This is a genomic window from Pseudomonas sp. AS2.8, assembly GCF_014190935.1.
In the GTDB taxonomy this organism is placed as follows: domain Bacteria; phylum Pseudomonadota; class Gammaproteobacteria; order Pseudomonadales; family Pseudomonadaceae; genus Chryseomonas.
The window spans coordinates 1-18,195 of record NZ_JACHVV010000004.1 but is presented as its reverse complement, the minus strand read 5'-3'; the positions used below and the strand labels follow the sequence as shown (position 1 = coordinate 18,195).

The window sequence follows — 18,195 nt, the reverse complement described above, 5'->3', positions numbered from 1 at the left end:
CCCTGACGATAGCGCTGTAACAAGAGGTTACACTGGGAGGCTCTCGCCTCCTGGTGTCCTCTTCTCCATGTCCGATCCCGTCTTTCCCGATACCGATCCCGAAGTCGCCGCCCGGCGTCGGCTGCATCTGCTGCGCCATCGCCGGCGCCGTCGGCTGCGCGAGTGGCGCCAGCGCATCGCCTTCTGGGTCGGCGCGGTGCTGGTGGGCCTGGCCGGGCTGGCCTTCGCCTGGCTGGCCGACGCCTCCTTCGGCCTCTTTCAGCAGCTGCTGCAGCACAGCGCCCTCTGGCCCTGGCTGGTGACGCCGCTCGGTTTCGCCGGACTGGTCTGGCTGACCCAGGGCGCGCTGCGCGATGCCCGTGGCAGCGGCATCCCCCAGGTCATCGCCACCCTCGAACGACCCGAAGCGGATCTGCGCGCCCGGCTGCTGGCGCCACCCATCGCCCTGGCCAAGCTGCTGCTCACGGCCGGCGCCTTGCTGGTGGGTGGCTCCGTGGGTCGGGAAGGGCCCACCGTGCACGTCGGCGCCGCACTGCTCTACGGCTTCGGCAAGCGCCTCGGCCTGCATGGCCGCCGCACCCTGTCCGGACTCATCCTCGCCGGAGGCGCCGCCGGGATCGCCGCCGCCTTCAACACGCCCCTGGGCGGGGTGGTCTTCGCCATCGAGGAACTCACCCACACCTTCGAGCAGCGTTTCAGCGGCCTGGTGCTGACCGCCGTGCTGCTCGGCGGCATCGTCACCCTGGGCATCGTCGGCCCCTACAGCTATCTCGGCGCCCTGGACCTGCACCTGACCTGGGGCCTGGGCTGGATCGGCGTGGCGGTGATCGGCGTCATCGGCGGACTGCTCGGCGGGTGCTACGGCCGCCTGGTGCTGCCCACCGACCGAGGCTGGCTGGGCCGTCTGAATGCCCTGCGCGGGCGGCGCCCGGTGGCCTTCGCCGCCGGCTGTGGCCTGGTGCTGGCGGCGTTGGGGCTGTGCTCCGGCCAGCACGTGTTCGGCACCGGCTATGCCGAGACCCATGCCATCCTCGCCGGCGAACCCGTGACCGGGGGCGACTTCCTGCTGTGGAAATTTCTCGCCAATGTCGTTTCCTACCTGGCCGGGGTCCCGGGCGGCTTGTTCTCGCCCTCGCTGGCGGTAGGGGCGGCCCTGGGCCCCTGGCTGGTCGACTGGCTGCCGGGCATCAGTCTGGCCCAGTGTGCCTTGCTGGGCCTGGCCGCCTACCTCGCCGGCGTCACCCGTACTCCGCTGACCGCCACCGTCATCACCCTGGAGCTGGCCCACAGCCCGGACATGGCGCTGCCGGTGCTGGCGGCCTGCCTGCTGGCCGCCGCCGTCTCCGGCTGGCTGATGCCGGTGCCGCTCTACCATGCGCTGTCGCAACAGGTGCTCAATGCCCTCACACCCCGGCGCGACTAGACCCTAGCGTCCACCGCCGATATCCAGCAGGGCGCCGTTGGTGTAGGAGGCTTCGTCCGACAGCAGCCAGAGGATGCCGGCGGCGATTTCCTCGGCGTCACCCGCACGCCCCAGCGGGGTGCTCACCCCCAGGCGCTCGGCACGCCCCGGCTGGCCACCGCTGGCATGGATGTCGGTGAGGGTCACGCCCGGTCGCACCGCGTTGACCCTTACCCCGTGCGGACCGAGTTCCTTGGCCAGGCCGAGGGTCAGGGTGTCCAGCGCCGCCTTGCTGGCGGCGTAGTCGACGTATTCGTTGGGCGAACCCAGGCGGGCGGCGATGGAGGAGACATTGACGATGGCGCCACCGCGGCCGCCGCGCTCCCGCGACAGGTGGCGGGCCGCCTCGCGGGCACAGAGAAAGGCGCCATAGACGTTGACCTCGAACATCCGCCGCAGGCGCTCGGCGCTCATGTCCACCAACGGCTGGGAATGGTCGACGATGCCGGCATTGTTGACGAAGCCGTCCAGCCCGCCGAAGCGCTCCACCGTGCGCTCGAACAGCGCCAGCACCTGGGCCTCGTCGGCCACGTCGCCGCACAGCGCCAGGCCTTCTGCGCCCAGGCCCTCGATCTCGGCCAGGGTGGCCCGGGCCGCGGCCTCGTCCTGGCGATAGTTGAAGGCGACGTTCCAGCCGCGGCGGGCGGCGCCGAGGGCCGTGGCGCGGCCGATGCCACGACTTGCACCAGTGATGAGCAGGGTCTTGCGCATAGTGAAAACCTCGGGCTAGAGAGAAGGGCTGGGAGACGGCTAACCGTCTGATGTGTCGAAAAAAAGCTTGGACGTCCCCGCCGTTTCGCCTAAAAGTAAGGCGAACGGCACGCGCCGCATTATCCGCGGCCACTTCGCGATCTGATTCCTAAGCGCTTGCAGAGGTCAATCCTGATGACGAGACCCCGCTTCATCTCGCCCAACGAAGTTTCCGCGCTCCGTACCAACATCCTCTCCAAGCTCACCTACGCCGTCGGCAAGGATCCCGACAACGCCCTCGACCATGACTGGTTCCAGGCCACCGCCCTGGCCGCCCGCGACTACATCGTCGACCGCTGGATGAGTCGCACCCGCGACGCCTATCGCACCGGCCAGAAACGGGTCTACTACCTTTCCCTGGAATTCCTCATCGGTCGCTTGCTGATCGACAGCCTGTCCAACCTCGGCATCCTCGAAGAGACCCGCCGTGCCCTGGCCGACCTGGGCGTCGACCTGGAACGCATCCGCGGCCTGGAGCCGGACGCTGCCCTGGGTAACGGCGGCCTCGGTCGGCTGGCCGCCTGCTTCATGGAAAGCATGGCCACCCTGGGCATCGCCAGCCACGGCTACGGCATCCGCTATGAACACGGGCTGTTCCGCCAGGTGATCGCCGACGGCTTCCAGCTGGAGCAGCCGGAGAACTGGCTGGATTTCGGCAACCCCTGGGAATTCGAGCGCGCCGAGGTGGTGTACGAGATCGGCTTCGGCGGCCACGTCGCCCCCTATGGCGAGGGCGATCCGCGCCGCCAGACCTGGACGCCCGGCGAACGCATCCGCGCGGTGGCCTACGACACCCCGGTGATCGGCTGGGGCGGGGAGGGCGCCAACACCCTGAGACTCTGGCGTGCGCGACCGCTGGAGATCCTCCACCTGGAAACCTTCAACGCCGGCGACCATGTCGGCGCCGTGGCCAACGAGGCGCGCGCCGAGAGCATCTCGCGGGTGCTCTATCCGGCCGACAGCAGCGAAGCCGGCCAGGAACTGCGCCTGCGCCAGGAGTACTTCTTCGTCGCCGCCTCCCTGGCCGACCTGACCCGCCGCCACCTCAAGCAGCACAACGACCTGCTCAGTCTGCCCGAGCACGTGTCCATCCAGCTCAACGACACCCACCCGGCGATCGCCGTGGCCGAACTGATGCGGCTGCTGGTGGACGTCCACGGCATTCCCTGGGACGCCGCCTGGAGCACCACCGTCGGCACCCTCAGCTACACCAACCACACCCTGCTGCCCGAGGCGCTGGAGACCTGGCCGGTGCAGCTGATGGAGCGCCTGCTGCCGCGGCACATGCAGATCATCTACCTGATCAATGCACAGTTCCTCGACTCCCTGCGGGCCCGCGGCGAGACCGATGGCGCCATGATCTCCTATGTCTCCCTGATCGACGAAAGCCAGGGTCGCCGCGTGCGCATGGGCAACCTGGCCTTCCTCGGCTCGCACAGCACCAATGGCGTGTCCGGTCTGCACACCGACCTGATGCGCAAGACGGTCTTCCGCTCGCTGCACCGCCTCTATCCTGATCGCATCAACAACAAGACCAACGGCATCACCTTCCGCCGCTGGTTGCACCAGGCCAATCCGGCGCTCACCGACCTGCTGGTGGATACCCTGGGTCAGGGTGTGCTGCATGATCCGGAAAAGACCCTGCCGCAGCTCAAGCCCTATGCCAGCGACAGCAACTTCCGCGAGCGCTTCGCCCTGCAGCGCCAGCGCAACAAGGACACCTTCACCAGTCTGGTGAAGCAGCGGATGGAGATCGACCTCGACCCCGCCGCGCTGTTCGACGTCCAGATCAAGCGCATCCACGAGTACAAGCGGCAGCTGATGAATCTGCTGCAGACCATCGCGCTGTACCAGGCCATCCGCGACAACCCCAATGGTGACTGGACGCCGCGGGTCAAGATCTTCGCCGGCAAGGCCGCCGCCAGCTATCACCAGGCCAAGCTGATCATCAAGCTGGCCAACGACGTGGCCAGGGTGGTCAACAACGATCCCCTGACCCGCGACCTGCTCAAGGTGGTCTTCCTGCCCAACTACAATGTCAGCCTGGCGGAGGTCATCATTCCGGCGGCGGACCTGTCCGAGCAGATCTCCACCGCCGGCATGGAAGCCTCGGGCACCAGCAACATGAAGTTCGGCCTCAATGGCGCCCTCACCATCGGCACCCTGGACGGCGCCAACGTGGAGATGTGCGAGCTGATCGGGGAAGAGCACATGTTCATCTTCGGCCTCAAGGCGGCCGAGGTAGAGGAGCGCCAGCGCAGCGGCGGCATCTCCTCGGACATCATCGAGAATTCGCCACGCCTGGCCCAGGTACTCGCCGGATTGCGCGGCGGCCAGTTCTCGCCCGAGGATCCGGCCCGCTACAACAGCCTGCTCGACGTCCTGACCTGGCACGACCGCTTCCTGGTCTGCGCCGACTTCGACGCCTACTGGGACGCCCAGCGCCAGGTGGAAATGCGCTGGCAGCAGCCGGACAAATGGTGGCAATCGGCGGTGATCAACACGTCCAGCATGGGCTGGTTCTCCTCCGACCGCACCATCCGCGAATACGCCACGGAGATCTGGAAGGCGCTGTAGTCGAGCACGTTTCGCGGCCCGTAGGTTGGGTTGGGACAGCTCCATCGTCGCAGCCCAACCTTGCCGATCCCCGAGCCAATGTCGGGCTTCGCTGCGCTCAACCAACCTGCGGTGGCCTGTAGGTTGGGTTGAGACGGCTCTATCGTCGAAGCCCAACACTGTCAGCCCCGAGGTGATGTTGGGCTTCGCTGCGCTCAACCCAGCCTACGGTGGCCGGCTAGGGCCACGATCAGCCATCCCCCGATTGAGAACCCCCGCCTTCCACGACGTCTACATTCTTGCAGCATCCGCCCCGCAAGCCTGTCACCGGAGTCCCCATGCCCCGCATCTCTACCCGCCTCGAAGCGGGCAATCCCGCCCACTACGGCGCCACCCTCGTCGAGGGCGGCATCAACTTCGCCGTCTGGTCGCCGGCCGCCGAAGCGGTCGAACTCTGCCTCTATGACGCCCAGGGCGAGGTCGAGACCCAGCGGCTGGCCTTTCGCGAGCACGAAGGCGGCGTCTGGCATGGCTTCCTGGCCGGTGCCAAGGCGGGTCTGAAATACGGCCTGCGCGCCCAGGGTGCCTATCGTCCCCGGGACGGCCTCAGATTCAATGCCAACAAACTGCTGGTGGACCCCTGGGCCCTGGCGGTGGACCGGCCCTTCCACCTGTACCCCAGCACCTATGGCTTTCATCCCGATGATCCCGATCGTCCGGACGCGCGCGACAGTGGCGCCCATGTCCCCAAGGCCATCGTCCTGCCGCCGGTCGACAGCCTGACGCCAGGGCCCAAGCGCCGCGGCGCCGGACTGATCTACGAGCTGCACGTGCGCGGCCAGACCCGGCTGCATCCGGAGGTGACCGCCCGCCAGCGCGGCACCCTGGCGGCGCTGCGGCATCCGGCCCTGATCGAACACTGGCAGCGCCTCGGCGTCACCACCCTTGAGCTGCTGCCCATCGCCGCCTGGGCCGATGATCGTCATCTGCCGGCCCTGGGCCTGGCCAACTACTGGGGCTACAACCCGGTGCTCATGGCCGCCGTCGATCCGCGGCTGGCGGGGCACGAGGCCCTAAGCGAATTGCGCGAGACGGTGACCACCCTGCAGGCCGCCGGCTTCGAGGTGTTGCTCGACGTGGTCTTCAACCACACCGGCGAAGGCGACGAACTCGGCCCCACCTTCAATCTGCGCGGCCTGGACAATGCCGGCTACTACCGCCTGCAGCCGGATGATCCGGCGTGCTATATCAACGACATGGGTTGCGGCAACTGCCTGGCGCTCTACAGCCCGCCGGCACTGCGCCTGACCCTGGACAGCCTCCGCCACTGGGTCACCGCCGCCGGCGTCGATGGCTTCCGCTTCGACCTGGCGCCCGCGCTCGGTCGTCTGGAAAGCGGCTTCGACCGCGATGCACCGCTGTTGCAGGCCCTCGCCCAGGATCCGGTACTGCGTGAGGTGCGGCTGGTGGCCGAACCCTGGGACATCGGCCCCGGCGGTCATCAGGTCGGCGCCTTTCGCGCACCCTGGCAGGAATGGAACGACGCCTTCCGCGACGACGTGCGCCGCTTCTGGCGCGGCGACGAAGGCCTGAGAGGCGCCCTGGCGACCCGTCTGGCCGGCAGCGCCGATCTCTTCGCCGCGGGCGATCGCACCTTGCGCACCAGCGTCAACTTCATCACCGCCCACGATGGCTTCACCCTGGCCGACCTGGTCAGCTATGCCGAAAAGCACAACGAGGCCAATGGCGAAGGCAATCGCGACGGCACCACCGACAACAAGAGCTGGAACAACGGCGTCGAAGGCCCGAGCGACGATCCGGCCGTCCTGGCGGCCCGCGCCGCCGACCAGCGCGCCCTGCTGGCGACCCTGATCCTCGCCGGGGGCGAACCCATGCTCACCGCCGGCGACGAATTCGGCCGTACCCAGCAGGGCAACAACAATGCCTATGTGCAGGACAACGAGCTATCCTGGCTGGACTGGCAGCAGGCCGCCAGCCCCGCCGGAAGGCTGCAGACTGCCTTTGTCGGCCGCCTCATGGCGCTGCGCAAGGAGCTACCGGCCTTGCAGGCACAGCGGCTGCTGGGACGACCCGATCCCTGTGGCTGGGTCCGGATCGAATGGCTCGATGCCGACGGTGCGCCCATGGATGACGGCCGCTGGCAGGCCGGGGCCAGCCTGCCGCTCGCCCTCACCCTGGAGCCCCTCGATGGCGAGGAGCAGCCCCAGGCCGCACGGATCTGGCTGGCCTTCCAGCCGCGCCGGGAGGAAATCGACCTGCGACTGCCCTCGTCACGTGACGGACATCACTGGGTGATACAGCTGGACAGCCGTCAGCCTGAACTGGAACCCGACTCGGCAGTCTATCCCAGCGCCGAAAATCTCCGTGTTGGCCGAGGCGTACTGCTGGCCGTGGAGACCCCGAACGCGCGCTAGGCACGCGTTCCCTGTCGGCCGCCGCTGCCCGGCGCCTCCTCGCCCTGGCGATAGAGCCCGGAATCGGCACTGGCTGGCAGACCTGGCCTGACGGTCCGCTCTGCTTGAGACGGAGCTTGAGCTTTGGCGCTACACTCGCGCCCATCATTACAAGGAGCACCGCGATGTCCCGGATATCCCTCAGTCGTTACCTCATCGAGCAGACCCGCAGCCACAAAACCCCGGCCGACCTGCGCTTCCTCATCGAAGTCGTGGCACGGGCGTGCAAGCGCATCAGCTACGAGGTGTCCAAGGGGGCGCTGGGTGGCGTGCTCGGCAGCATGGGCACCGAGAACGTCCAGGGCGAGGTGCAGAAGAAGCTGGACGTGCTGTCCAACGAGATTCTGCTGGAAGCCAACGAGTGGGGCGGTACCCTGGCCGGCATGGCCTCGGAGGAAATGGACCAGGTCCATCAGATCCCCGGTCACTATCCCAAGGGCGCCTACCTGCTGATGTTCGATCCCCTGGACGGCTCGTCCAACATCGACGTCAATGTCTCCGTCGGCACCATCTTTTCCATCCTGCGCAAGGACTTCGTCAGCAGCACCACCGGTGACGTGACCGAAGAAGCCTTCATGCAGAAGGGTACCGAGCAGGTGGCCGCCGGCTACGCCATCTACGGTCCCCAGACCATGCTGGTGCTGACCCTGGGCGACGGCGTCAAGGGCTTCACCCTGGATCGCGAACTAGGCAGCTTCGTGCTGACCCACGAAGACATCACCATTCCCGAGACCACCGCCGAATTCGCCATCAACATGTCCAACCAACGCCACTGGGAAGCCCCGGTCAAGCGCTACGTGGACGAGCTGCTGGCGGGCAAGGAAGGTCCCCTGGGCAAGAACTACAACATGCGCTGGATCGCCTCCATGGTGGCCGATGTCCATCGCATCCTTACCCGCGGCGGCCTCTTCATGTACCCGCGCGACGCCCGCGAACCGGAAAAGCCCGGCAAACTGCGCCTGATGTACGAGGCCAATCCCATGGCCCTGCTGGTGGAGCAGGCCGGTGGCGCGGCCACCAACGGTCACCAGCGCATCCTCGATGTCCAGCCCGACGGCTTGCACCAGCGGGTGGCGGTGTTCCTGGGCTCCAAGGAAGAAGTCCAGCGCGTGACCGAGTACCATCGTCAGCGTTGATCCTTCCCTGCCGGACCGCCTGCAATGGGCGGTCTGGTCGCTTCGCTCTCCACCTCTCTCGCCGTTCAGTTCCGATTCAGTCTCCTTAATCCTGCGCTAATCCGCGTCCGCCGAAGATGGCCGCGCAGCCGGTCGGGCTGTATTCGAATTGCGTGAGGAGTCATCAACATGAACGCCCTGAAATCCCGTGTCGTCCTCTTCGGCCTGCTGGCCCTGGCCAGCCACTCGGTTTTCGCCGCCGATACCCAGAACTTCGCCGGCCTCACCTATGGCAAGAGCTACGACAACTTCGACAACAGCCACGCCCTCGACCGCAACCTGAATAGCCCCGACACTGACGGCGCCATCGACGGCAACAACACCTGGGGTCTGCGCCTCGGCCAGCAGAACGACGCCGGGCGCTACTACGCGACCCTCGACCAGGTCAGCGGCAGCAGCGATGGCATCAAGCTCCGGCAGCAGGATCTCACCGGCAGCTACGATGCCTTCTACCCGCTGAGCAACAGCACCAAGCTGTTCGGCGGTGGCACTTTGGGTCTGACGCGGGTCACCCAGGATGGCTCCAGCTACAGCCACAACGGTGATACCGGCTACCTGGCCGGCGTCCAGGCGGGCATCCTGCAGCAGGTCAACGACCGCACCTCCCTGGAAGCCGGCTATCGCTACCTGCGGAGCAACGCCAAGCCCGATATCGACGAAGACGGCACCAAGCTCGGCTCGACCGAGCTCGACAGCACCAAGGAAATCTACCTGGGCATGAACGTCTATTTCTGAGGCGGGCCGGGGCGACCGTGGGCGCCCCGGCTTTCAGCTGAAGGGATCCAGACCCGAGAAGGCCGCCACCAGCGCCACGGCGACCATCCCCAAGGCGATCTCCATGGCCGTGGCCCGGCGTAGCAGCTGCCATGCCTGAGGTCCCTGGCTCAGTCGCGGTACCAGCAGATAACGATTGGCCAGCGCCAGGACGACCATGGTCGCCACCACCAGTACCTTGGCCAGCAGCAGAGCGGAGTAGGGCGTCAGCCGCAGCAGGCCGGCCGGTCCGAGGATCAGCAGACTGTTCAGCGCACCGCTGAGCAAGGCCAGCGCCACGCTGATCTGCCCCGGTAGCGAGTAACCCCGCAGCAGCCGCTGGACCTCCCCCCTGAGCCGGGCCGGTGGCCGCCCTAGGCACAGCAGCACCCCGGGCAGACTGCCCAGCCAGAGCCCCGTGGTGAGCAGATGCAGGGCCTGGTTCAGCTGGTGCGCCAGGCCAAGCCCGCCCGCCGTCGCGGCGGCATGGCCACCCAGGGCCAGACTGGCCAGCAGCAGACCGCTGAATCCCCACAGCCACCGACTGCCGCGAATCCCCGGTCCCACCAGCAGCCACAGCGCCAGCAACAGGCCCACTGGCAATTGCCAGCGCCAGCCATGGCCGGCCGCGGTGGCCAGATAGAGCTGCCACAGTGGCAGGTTGAAGGCATCCGTCCAGCCATCGCCCACCAGCGCGGCTTGCAGCGGCAACTGACTCAGCACCCCGAGCAGCAGCAGGGCCCCCAGCAGGCGGGCCGCAGGGCGCGCCCGATCCAGCAGCCAGCCGCGCAAAGCGGGGCGACCCAGCCAGAGCGCCAGCGCCAGATAGCCCCAGGTCAGCAGCAGTGGCAGCAGGAAGAGGGCGCGGGCGAGGGGGCGCCAGGCATCGGGCGTCGCCAGTCCGCCGTCCATCCTTACTGGACGGTGAAGCGATAATCGCCCTGGGTCTTGTGTCCGTCCTTGGCCAGCACCCGCCATTTGACCTGGTAGCGACCCGCTTCCAGCGGCGCCTCCAGCGGCACCTCCAGGGTGCGCTCGTCGCGACCGGAAATCACCTTGCCGGTGGTGATCGCCGTGCTGGCCTGGCCATCCAGCCGCTGCAGCTGTACCTGACTGAGAGACGCCTCGACCCCTTCGGAAAAGCTCAGGCTCAGCTGCTTCGGTGCCGGGCTGGTGCTGTCCGGCGCGGGCTCGGCGCTCTTGAGATGGCCGTGGGCCAGGGCCAGGCCCGGCAACAGCAGAGCGGTCAGGGCGAGGCGGCGAGCGAGACGCAGGGCAGCGGTCATGGGGATCTCCGGCGGCAGAAGGAAACCGCCAGCTTAGCAGTCCGTCCGGGCGGCGTCCGCGCCCGGCGCCTGCTCCGCCGCGCGCGCCGCGCATTCGACGAAGGTCCGTGCGGTGCAGCTGCGGCAGACCTCCGGATCCAGCCGCGGATAAATGCTGCGCAGGGCCTGGTCCTTGGACGAGAAGACGTGGCCGTCGCCCAGCTCCTTGAGAAACCCGGTCTTGGCGAACAGCTGCAGCACCGGTGTGCGCGGGCGGTGGAAATAGAGATCGCCACCCTGGGCCCGGCGCTCGCGCCATTCCCGCCGCCACAGGTCATTACCCGCCAGGTCGATGAAGTTCATGCTCTTGGTCATGAACAGGGCATGCTTCTGCCCGGGCTGGGCACTGCGAAAGCCATCCAGCTGATCGCCGACATGGGGTACGGCGCCAAAGAACACCGAGCCTTCCACCCGTACCAGCTTGAGTTGCGGACACTCCTGCGCCGGCTGGCCCAGTTCGTCCAGCGGCGTGAAACGGCGCTCGGGCGTTCGCGGATCCGGTACCAGCGGGCGGATCGCCGGGTGCGAGGTGCGATAGAGGTAGGCCACCAGGGATACCAGGGTGCCCAGCAGCACGGCGCGGTCCAGGGGAATGGTCAGGGTCGCCAGCAAGGTCACCCCGGCCACCAGCGCCTCGGTGCGACTGACCCTCAGCACCTCGCGCCAGCGCCCCAGGTCCAGCAGGCCGCGCGCCACCAGCAGCAGGGTGGCGGCGATGGCGGCCAGCGGAATGGCCGCGATCAGGGCGCCGCCAAAGGCCACCAGCGCCACCACCAGCAGGGCGGCGAACACCGCCGCCAGCGGGGTGCGGGCCCCGGCTTCGAAATTGGGCATGGAGCGATTCAGCGAGCCGCAGGAGACATAGGCCGAAAAGCAGCCGCCGACCAGATTGGCCAGCCCTTGGCCACGGAATTCGCGATTGACGTCCAGTCGCTGTCCGGAACGCTGGGCCACCGCCTTGGCGATCGACAGCGACTGTCCCAGGGCCACCAGCGTCAGGGCCACGGCGATCCCGGAGAGATTGCCCAGATCCTGCAGGGTGACGTCGGGCAGATGGAAAGGCGGCAGCGCCGAGGGGATCCGGCCGACCGTGGCGATCCCCTGAGCCGCGCCCGGTACGCTGCGCTCCAGGATCCAGGCGCTCAGGCAACCGGCCAGCAGGCCCAGCAGCATGGTCGGCCAGCGCGGGCGCAGCCGGCGCAGCAGCAGGGTGGCGACCAGCGTCACCACGCCGATGACCAGCGAGGGCCAGTGGATCGCCAGCGGATGGGCGAGGACATAGCCGAGGACGCCGAAGGCCGAGGTGCCCAGTGGCGGCGACAACCCGAACAGGTCCTTGAGCGAATAGAGCCCGATCAGCACGGCCGCACCGCTCATGAAGCCGAGCAGCACCGAAGGCGAGATGAAGTTGGCCACGGCGCCCAGGCGCAGGGCGCCCACGGTCAGTTGCAGCAGACCGACCAGCAGGGTCACCGCCAGGGCCAGATCGATGTAGGGGCCTGAGCCCGCCAGCGCCAGCGGCGACAGCGCCGCCAGCAGGGCCAGGGAGTTGGCGTTGGTCGGACCGGTCACCACATGGCGACTGGAACCCGCCAGCGCGGCGACGATGCAGGGCACCACGGCGCCATAGACGCCATATTGCGGAGGCAGTCCGGCCAGGGTGGCGAAGGCCACGCCCTGGGGCAGCGCCAGGACAGCGCCCAGCAGACCCGCCCCCAGATCCGCCTTCAGGGTGGTGCGGTCCACCTCGCGGAGCCAGGGCAGCAGGGTCGAAAGGGCAGGCATGGAGCGCTCCTGGAAAAAGGATCGCCCACTCTACCGATTCCGGTTGCCGGCCGGCTACCGGATGCCCGCCATCCACGGTTGCTCCCACGACACCCGCGACGTGCTCATTTCTTCACCAGTCGCCGCCAGACCGGTCTCTGTGGCGTTCTCGTGACTTCATGCACGGGTTATCCACATCACTGTACACGCTACCTGTGGGTAACCTGGGCCACTAGCCATCGTGGCTGTTGGCGGCGATGCGATGGATCGACAGATCGGCGCCCTGGTATTCCTCCTCCTGACTCAGCCGCAAGCCCAGCACGGCCTTGAGCAACCCGTATACGGCCAGCCCGCCGATCAGGGCGATGGCGATACCCAGTCCCGTGCCCGCCAGTTGCGCCAGCAGACTAACCCCGCCCAGGCCACCCAGCGCCGTCTGGCCGAACAGACCGCAGGCGATGCCACCCCAGGCGCCGCACAGGCCATGCAGTGGCCAGACGCCCAGGACGTCATCCAGCTTCCAGCGCGTCTGCACCGCGGTAAAGGCCCAGACGAACAGGGCGCCCGCCACCAGGCCCGTGGCCAGGGCGGCGATGGGATGCATCAGGTCGGAACCGGCGCAGACGGCGACCAGCCCCGCCAGGGGGCCGTTGTGCAGGAAGCCGGGGTCGTTGCGCCCGAGCAGCAGGGCAGCCGCCGTCCCGCCGACCATGGCCATCAACGAATTCAGCGCCACCAGCCCGCTGACACCCGCCAGGCTCTGGGCGCTCATCACGTTGAAGCCGAACCAGCCGACGATCAGGATCCAGGAGCCCAGCGCCAGGAAGGGAATGTTCGACGGCGGAAAGGCCACCAGCCGGCCTTCGCGATAGCGACCCTGACGCGGCCCCAGCAGCAGCACCGCCGCCAGGGCCAGCCAGCCACCCACCGCGTGCACCACCACCGAGCCGGCGAAATCGTGGAAGCGCGCGCCGAACAGCGCTTCGAAGCTGTCCTGCAGCCCCAGGTTGTTGTTCCACATCAGGCCTTCGAAGCACGGATAGACGAAGGCCACGATCAGCGCGGTGGCGCACAGCTGCGGCACGAAGCGCGCCCGCTCGGCGATGCCGCCGGAGATGATCGCGGGAATGGCCGCGGCGAAGGTGGCCAGGAAGAAGAACTTCACCAGCCCGTAGCCGCTGTCGGCGGTCAGCACCTGGGCGGGCGCGAAGAAGGTCACGCCATAGGCGATCCAGTAGCCGACGAAGAAATACACCAGGGTGGAAATGGCGAAGTCGGCGAGGATCTTGGACAGGGCATTCACCTGGTTCTTGTGCCGCACGGTGCCGGCTTCGAGAAAGGCGAAACCGGCGTGCATGGCCAGCACCATCACGGCGCCCAGCAGCAGGAACAGGGTATTGGCACTGTGGACCAGGGTCGCCACGGCAGAAGGCAATTCGTTCATCAGGGCAGTCGTCGCTAAGAGTTGCACCAAAAACATGCCTGGCGGCTGCTTATTGCGCGTTTTTGGGGCGCATCGCAGCTCTCGGCAGGTTCAGCTTTGCCGCCAGACAGAGCGCAACGGGGAATTGACGCAGGGATGCGCCAGGGCGGTGCGAATCGGAACGGCGTGCACCACCAGACGGCAAAGGTCGTGCCGCTAAAGCGAGCGCAGAACGATCCGACCGCTGCTCAGATTGGTCAGCAGGGTCGCCACCTCGTCGCGACGCTGCGGTTCCACCGCGATCCGCAGGGCGATCTCCAGCGCCTGGTAGTCCTCTTCGAGCACCACCACCGCCAGGACTGCCAGGCGCGCCTTGATCAGCGGCCACTCCGCATAGGTACAGGCGAAGCCACAGTCCTGCCGCACCACCAGCGGCTGCCGGTCCGCCTGTTGCAGACAGCGGGCGGCGCAACCGCCATAGGCGCGTACCAGGCCGCCGGTACCCAGCTTGATGCCGCCGTACCAGCGGATGACCACCACCACCACCTGGTCGCAATCCTGGCCCTCGATGGCGGCGAGGATGGGCCGGCCCGCGGTGCCGCCGGGCTCGCCGTCGTCATTGAAGCGGTATTGATTGCCAAGCTTCCACGCCCAGCAGTTGTGGGTCGCGGTCGGTATGCTCACGCGCTCGATGAAGGCCATGGCCGCTTCCACGGTGGTGACGGGCGCGGCGAGGGCCAGGAAACGACTCTTGCGCACCTCTTCTTCGCAGGCGGCATCCCGGATCAGGGTGAAGGTCATGGCGCCTGGAGACCCAGTCCCTTGAGGATGACATGGGTCAGGGTCCGCGCCGCTTCGTCGAAGTCCTGCCGGGTCAGGCGGTTGCGTCCCGTCACCTGGCAGATCTGGCTGGCGAAGTCGGCATAGTGCTGGGTACTGCTCCACAGCAGGAAGATCAGGTGCACCGGATCCACCGGATCCATCTTGCCGGCTGCGATCCAGGCCTCGAACACCGCTGCCCGGCTGCGAAACCAGGTCTGGTAGTCCTGATCGAAATACTCGTACAGGCAGTGACCGCCGCCGATGATCTCCATGGCGAAGATCCGCGAGGCCAGCGGCTGGCGCCGCGAGAATTCCAGCTTGGCGCGGATGTAGCGGCTGAGGGCCTCGGCCGGATCATCATCCACGGTCAGGTGGTTGAAGGTGCTGTCCCAGAGTTCGAGGATGTTGCCCAGCACGGCCATATAGAGACCGAGCTTGTTGTTGAAGTAGTAGTGGAGATTGGCCTTGGGCAACCCGACGCGCTGGGCGATGGTGTTCATGCTGGTGCCCTTGAAGCCGTGGCGGGCGAATTCTTCCTCCGCCGCGCTCAGGATCAGCTCCTCATTCTTCTGCCGGATGCGTCCGGCCGGCTTGTCCTGGCCGGCGTGATGGGCGGGTACGAGAAGGGTCATGACAACTACAGGATCCAAAGGCGCGGCAGGCATCAATAGCGTACCCCCGGTCCCGGACACAAGGGCTCTTTTATGGGTGCGGCGCCGGCGAGCTGCATTCCGTCAGCGCTGCACTGCGCTCTTCGGGCAGCAGCAGGTTGAGCAGGATGGCGGTGATGCCGCCGCTGGTGATCGCGGTGTCGAAGAGACTCTTCACCAGTGGTGGCAGCTGATCCAGCAGGGTCGGCTGGCTGGCGATACCCAGGCCCACGCCAAGAGACGTGGCGATGATCAGCAGGCTGCGACGATCCAGCGTGCACTGCGCCAGCAACCGTATTCCAGCCGCGGCGACACTGCCGAACAGCACCAGGGTCGCACCGCCCAGCACCGGCTTGGGAATCTGCTGCAGGACGGCGCCCAGGATGGGGAACAGACCCAGCACCAGCAGGATGGCGCCTATCCAGTAGCCGACATGGCGGCTGGCCACGCCGGTCAGCTGGATCACCCCGTTGTTCTGCGCGAAGGTGGTGCTGGGAAAGGTGTTGAAGGTGGCCGCGAGCAGGCAGGCGACGCCGTCACCCAGGACCCCGCCCCGCAACCGCCGCAGATAGCCGGGGCCTTCGATGGGTTGCCGCGAGATCAGGCAATTGGCGGTCAGGTCGCCGGTGGTCTCCAGAGTGCTGATCAGATAGATCAGCGCGACCGGTAGGAAGGCCGACCAGTCGAAGGCGAAACCGAAACGAAAGGGGAGGGGGACGCTGACCAGGGGCAGATCCGGCAATGCCTGGGGTTTCAGCAGACCACAGCTCCAGGCGACCAGGGAGCCCACCAGCAATCCGATCATCACCGCCGACAGCCGCAACCAGGGTCGCCGCGACAGGTTCAGGCCGATGATGACCACCAGGACCAGGCCGCCAAGGGCCAGGTTGATCGGCGCGCCGAAGTTGGCGGCCTTGGCGCCCCCGCCGAGATCGGTGATGCCCACCCTGATCAGGCTGATGCCGATCAGGGTGATGACGATACCGGTCACCAGGGGCGTGATCACCCGGCGCAGCAGGCCCAGGCAACGACTCAGGCCGATCTGGACGAAGGCGCCAAAGAAGCAGACGCCAAAGATCATCGCCAGGATGTCCTCCGGTGTCCCGCCGCGTTGCTTGACCAGCATCCCGGCTGCCAGCACCGCGGACAGAAAGGAGAAGCTGGTGCCCTGCAGGCAGATCATGCCCGCCCCCAGCCCACCGGCACCGCGAGCCTGCAGAAAGGTGCCGACGCCCGACACCATCAGCCCCATGCTGATCAGATAGGGCAGGTGCTCGTGCAGACCCAGGGCCCCGGCGATGATCAGCGGTGGGGTGACGATCCCCACGAAGCTCGCCAGGACGTGCTGCAGGGCAGCGCAAAAGGCCGCGAGCGGGGCCGGGCGATCGTCCAGGCCATAGAGCAGATCATCGCGGACGGGACTGGGCATGATGATTACCTCGCAGTGGCGCGGCTGGCCGGAAGGTGGCTACAGCGCCGCAAGTGGGTCTGGCCTGACTAGAACTGATACTTCACCAGGAAGCTGAAAACGCTCTGGTCGGTACGGAATCCCTCGCTGTCCTTGATGCCGTACTTGTCCGACCAGTAGTCGTACTCGGTACCCACATAAAGGTGCTTGGCCTCGTAACCCATGGCCTTGCCCAGGTCGTACTTGACCTGTGGATTGAAGTGCAGGTTGGCGTGGTAGCTGCCCTTGTTGTTCATCACCCAGTCCATGTAGCCATCGATGAGCAGATCCGAATTGCCCAGGGGCAGGGTGTAGGCCCATACCGGCGTGAGCTGCCAGGCACCCGAGGGCGCACTGCCGCCATCCGGCTTGCGGTAATAGAGGTTCAGCTGGAAGTAGTCGAAGCCCGGCACCTTGAGGTCGAAACCCGGACCGACCAGATAGTTGCGCTGATCACGGCCGGCGCCCTCGCCATCGTTCTGGTCGTATTCCAGGGTAGTGGCGAGCAGCACATCGGTGACCGGGCCAAAGGAAAGATCCCGGCCGGACAGCTTGCCAAAGGACAGTCGTGGACTGAGCTCGCCATAGAAGCCCTGGTGGCCATCGCTGGCATTGGTCGCGCCGTTGAACCAGATGCTGTCGACGAAGAGGAAGAGATCGCCCCACGTCCAGCTGCTGGCATGCTCGAAGGTGACGGTCTGCTGGATACGGGGATCGACCCGGAAATCCTTGCCATATAGATAGGTGAGGCTTTCGCCATGCCACAGCAGTGGACTGTCTGCGGCGTTGGCGACACCGGCTGCGAGCAGGCTGGTGGTCAGCAGCGCGGTAGTTAGGGTCTTGCGCATGTAGGCTCCTGGAAGTGCTTTCTCGTTATGTGCAGCGTCCGCCGTGCTCAGCAAGATCGACGCCAAGCTCCGGTGGGCGGGCGAAAATAGTTATTTTTCAAAGCCTTGTATAAGGATTATGGAAATTTTCGGATGCTTGGCGTGGCACCAAACCTGACCACTTGCTCAGTTTTCGTGCCCTGAAGCGGCGCCTGCAGCGGCCCTGCTGCGAAACAGCGCACAGGGGGCTGCGCAGTGCTAAGGTGCTTGGCGACCCCGCAGGAGATAGTCATGAAGTTGCTTATCGGTGTACTGACGGCCTTGCTCTGCAGCTCTTTCGCATCGGCTCAGGTTCCCCAGGGCGGGACGGGTCAGCCGGGCATCCTCATGATCACCCGAGGCGATGCCTATTCCGGATCGGGATGCGACATAGGTCTGGTGATACAGGGGCGACTGGCCGGTACCCTCATGGCGGGCCAGAGTGCTTCCTTTAATCTGCCGCCTGGCGAAATCGCCGTGAGCCTTACCTCTTCCGGTCCGGGTGGTTGCGCAGCGCCCATGGCGAGCAGCGTCTCCCAGTCCATTCTGTTGACCCCTGGCGAGATCAAGCAGTACCGGATCATCGCGACCGAGGCGGGTTATCGCCTGGCGCCCATTCCGCTTTATTGAAGATTCTTGAAATAACCTGTTGACCTGTCCTGAAACTCCCCTATAATGCGCCCCACTTCCGGCGCAGATGCTGAAGGGGCTTGAAAATCAAGCACTTA

The 18,195-nt window shown here is 66.6% G+C and carries 15 protein-coding genes; 6 read left to right on the top strand and 9 right to left on the bottom strand.

Annotation, left to right across the window (positions count from 1 at the left end):
- The first annotated feature begins 67 nt into the window (after positions 1-67).
- A complete protein-coding gene (locus FHR73_RS16755) occupies positions 68-1,423 on the top strand; it encodes a chloride channel protein (RefSeq protein ID WP_183632805.1) in 1,356 nt (451 codons plus the stop codon).
- 3 nt (positions 1,424-1,426) lie between these two features.
- Here FHR73_RS16755 and FHR73_RS16750 read toward each other — a convergent pair whose 3' ends face one another.
- Entirely contained in the window at positions 1,427-2,173 is a 747-nt protein-coding gene (locus tag FHR73_RS16750) for an SDR family oxidoreductase (protein WP_183632803.1), read from the bottom strand.
- Positions 2,174-2,347: 174 nt separating this feature from the next.
- On the opposite strand from FHR73_RS16750, the gene FHR73_RS16745 reads away from it, so the two are divergent.
- The 4 genes from FHR73_RS16745 to FHR73_RS16730 all read left to right on the top strand — a co-directional run bounded on the left by FHR73_RS16745 (position 2,348) and on the right by FHR73_RS16730 (position 9,152).
- Complete coding sequence (locus FHR73_RS16745; protein WP_183632801.1) at positions 2,348-4,789, top strand: glycogen/starch/alpha-glucan phosphorylase; 2,442 nt, start codon at positions 2,348-2,350, stop codon at positions 4,787-4,789.
- Between the two features lie 317 nt (positions 4,790-5,106).
- Complete coding sequence (gene glgX, locus FHR73_RS16740; protein ID WP_183632799.1) at positions 5,107-7,203, top strand: glycogen debranching protein GlgX; 2,097 nt, start codon at positions 5,107-5,109, stop codon at positions 7,201-7,203.
- 164 nt (positions 7,204-7,367) lie between these two features.
- On the top strand, positions 7,368-8,378 hold the full coding sequence (locus FHR73_RS16735; protein WP_133862513.1) for a class 1 fructose-bisphosphatase: 1,011 nt from the start codon (positions 7,368-7,370) through the stop codon (positions 8,376-8,378).
- 168 nt (positions 8,379-8,546) lie between these two features.
- Positions 8,547-9,152 (top strand): hypothetical protein, encoded by a 606-nt coding sequence (locus tag FHR73_RS16730; RefSeq protein WP_183632797.1) that lies wholly within the window; start codon positions 8,547-8,549, stop codon positions 9,150-9,152.
- Between the two features lie 33 nt (positions 9,153-9,185).
- On the opposite strand, the gene copD is transcribed toward FHR73_RS16730, so the two are convergent.
- The 8 genes from copD to FHR73_RS16690 form a co-directional block, all read right to left on the bottom strand.
- A complete protein-coding gene (gene copD / locus FHR73_RS16725; RefSeq protein WP_183632795.1) occupies positions 9,186-10,082 on the bottom strand; it encodes a copper homeostasis membrane protein CopD in 897 nt (298 codons plus the stop codon).
- A gap of 2 nt (positions 10,083-10,084) precedes the next feature.
- Positions 10,085-10,456 (bottom strand): copper homeostasis periplasmic binding protein CopC, encoded by a 372-nt coding sequence (gene copC / locus FHR73_RS16720; RefSeq protein WP_183632793.1) that lies wholly within the window; start codon positions 10,454-10,456, stop codon positions 10,085-10,087.
- A gap of 33 nt (positions 10,457-10,489) precedes the next feature.
- Positions 10,490-12,280, bottom strand: coding sequence for a SulP family inorganic anion transporter (locus FHR73_RS16715; RefSeq protein ID WP_183632791.1), 1,791 nt, complete (start codon positions 12,278-12,280; stop codon positions 10,490-10,492).
- Positions 12,281-12,491: 211 nt separating this feature from the next.
- Positions 12,492-13,703: an ammonium transporter gene (locus tag FHR73_RS16710; RefSeq protein WP_183632789.1), complete on the bottom strand. Its 1,212-nt coding sequence runs from the start codon at positions 13,701-13,703 to the stop codon at positions 12,492-12,494.
- A 195-nt stretch (positions 13,704-13,898) separates the two neighbouring features.
- On the bottom strand, positions 13,899-14,483 hold the full coding sequence (locus FHR73_RS16705) for a YigZ family protein (RefSeq protein WP_183632788.1): 585 nt from the start codon (positions 14,481-14,483) through the stop codon (positions 13,899-13,901).
- Positions 14,480-15,136, bottom strand: coding sequence for a TetR/AcrR family transcriptional regulator (locus FHR73_RS16700; RefSeq protein ID WP_183632787.1), 657 nt, complete (start codon positions 15,134-15,136; stop codon positions 14,480-14,482). Before FHR73_RS16700 ends, FHR73_RS16705 begins: the two co-directional genes overlap by 4 nt.
- Before the next feature lie 70 nt (positions 15,137-15,206).
- On the bottom strand, positions 15,207-16,583 hold the full coding sequence (locus tag FHR73_RS16695; protein WP_183632786.1) for a uracil-xanthine permease family protein: 1,377 nt from the start codon (positions 16,581-16,583) through the stop codon (positions 15,207-15,209).
- A 68-nt stretch (positions 16,584-16,651) separates the two neighbouring features.
- On the bottom strand, positions 16,652-17,449 hold the full coding sequence (locus FHR73_RS16690; protein ID WP_183632785.1) for an outer membrane protein OmpK: 798 nt from the start codon (positions 17,447-17,449) through the stop codon (positions 16,652-16,654).
- Positions 17,450-17,719: 270 nt separating this feature from the next.
- On the opposite strand from FHR73_RS16690, the gene FHR73_RS16685 reads away from it, so the two are divergent.
- On the top strand, positions 17,720-18,097 hold the full coding sequence (locus FHR73_RS16685; RefSeq protein WP_183632784.1) for a hypothetical protein: 378 nt from the start codon (positions 17,720-17,722) through the stop codon (positions 18,095-18,097).
- The last annotated feature ends 98 nt before the right edge of the window (positions 18,098-18,195 follow it).

Bases quoted from the DNA above. Each gene is read 5' to 3' on its own strand.
- FHR73_RS16755 (WP_183632805.1), top strand. From the start codon at position 68: ATGTCCGATCCCGTCTTTCCCGATACCGATCCCGAAGTCGCCGCCCGG.
- FHR73_RS16750 (WP_183632803.1), bottom strand. From the start codon at position 2,173: ATGCGCAAGACCCTGCTCATCACTGGTGCAAGTCGTGGCATCGGCCGC.
- FHR73_RS16745 (WP_183632801.1), top strand. From the start codon at position 2,348: ATGACGAGACCCCGCTTCATCTCGCCCAACGAAGTTTCCGCGCTCCGT.
- glgX (WP_183632799.1), top strand. From the start codon at position 5,107: ATGCCCCGCATCTCTACCCGCCTCGAAGCGGGCAATCCCGCCCACTAC.
- FHR73_RS16735 (WP_133862513.1), top strand. From the start codon at position 7,368: ATGTCCCGGATATCCCTCAGTCGTTACCTCATCGAGCAGACCCGCAGC.
- FHR73_RS16730 (WP_183632797.1), top strand. From the start codon at position 8,547: ATGAACGCCCTGAAATCCCGTGTCGTCCTCTTCGGCCTGCTGGCCCTG.
- copD (WP_183632795.1), bottom strand. From the start codon at position 10,082: ATGGACGGCGGACTGGCGACGCCCGATGCCTGGCGCCCCCTCGCCCGC.
- copC (WP_183632793.1), bottom strand. From the start codon at position 10,456: ATGACCGCTGCCCTGCGTCTCGCTCGCCGCCTCGCCCTGACCGCTCTG.
- FHR73_RS16715 (WP_183632791.1), bottom strand. From the start codon at position 12,280: ATGCCTGCCCTTTCGACCCTGCTGCCCTGGCTCCGCGAGGTGGACCGC.
- FHR73_RS16710 (WP_183632789.1), bottom strand. From the start codon at position 13,703: ATGAACGAATTGCCTTCTGCCGTGGCGACCCTGGTCCACAGTGCCAAT.
- FHR73_RS16705 (WP_183632788.1), bottom strand. From the start codon at position 14,483: ATGACCTTCACCCTGATCCGGGATGCCGCCTGCGAAGAAGAGGTGCGC.
- FHR73_RS16700 (WP_183632787.1), bottom strand. From the start codon at position 15,136: ATGACCCTTCTCGTACCCGCCCATCACGCCGGCCAGGACAAGCCGGCC.
- FHR73_RS16695 (WP_183632786.1), bottom strand. From the start codon at position 16,583: ATGCCCAGTCCCGTCCGCGATGATCTGCTCTATGGCCTGGACGATCGC.
- FHR73_RS16690 (WP_183632785.1), bottom strand. From the start codon at position 17,449: ATGCGCAAGACCCTAACTACCGCGCTGCTGACCACCAGCCTGCTCGCA.
- FHR73_RS16685 (WP_183632784.1), top strand. From the start codon at position 17,720: ATGAAGTTGCTTATCGGTGTACTGACGGCCTTGCTCTGCAGCTCTTTC.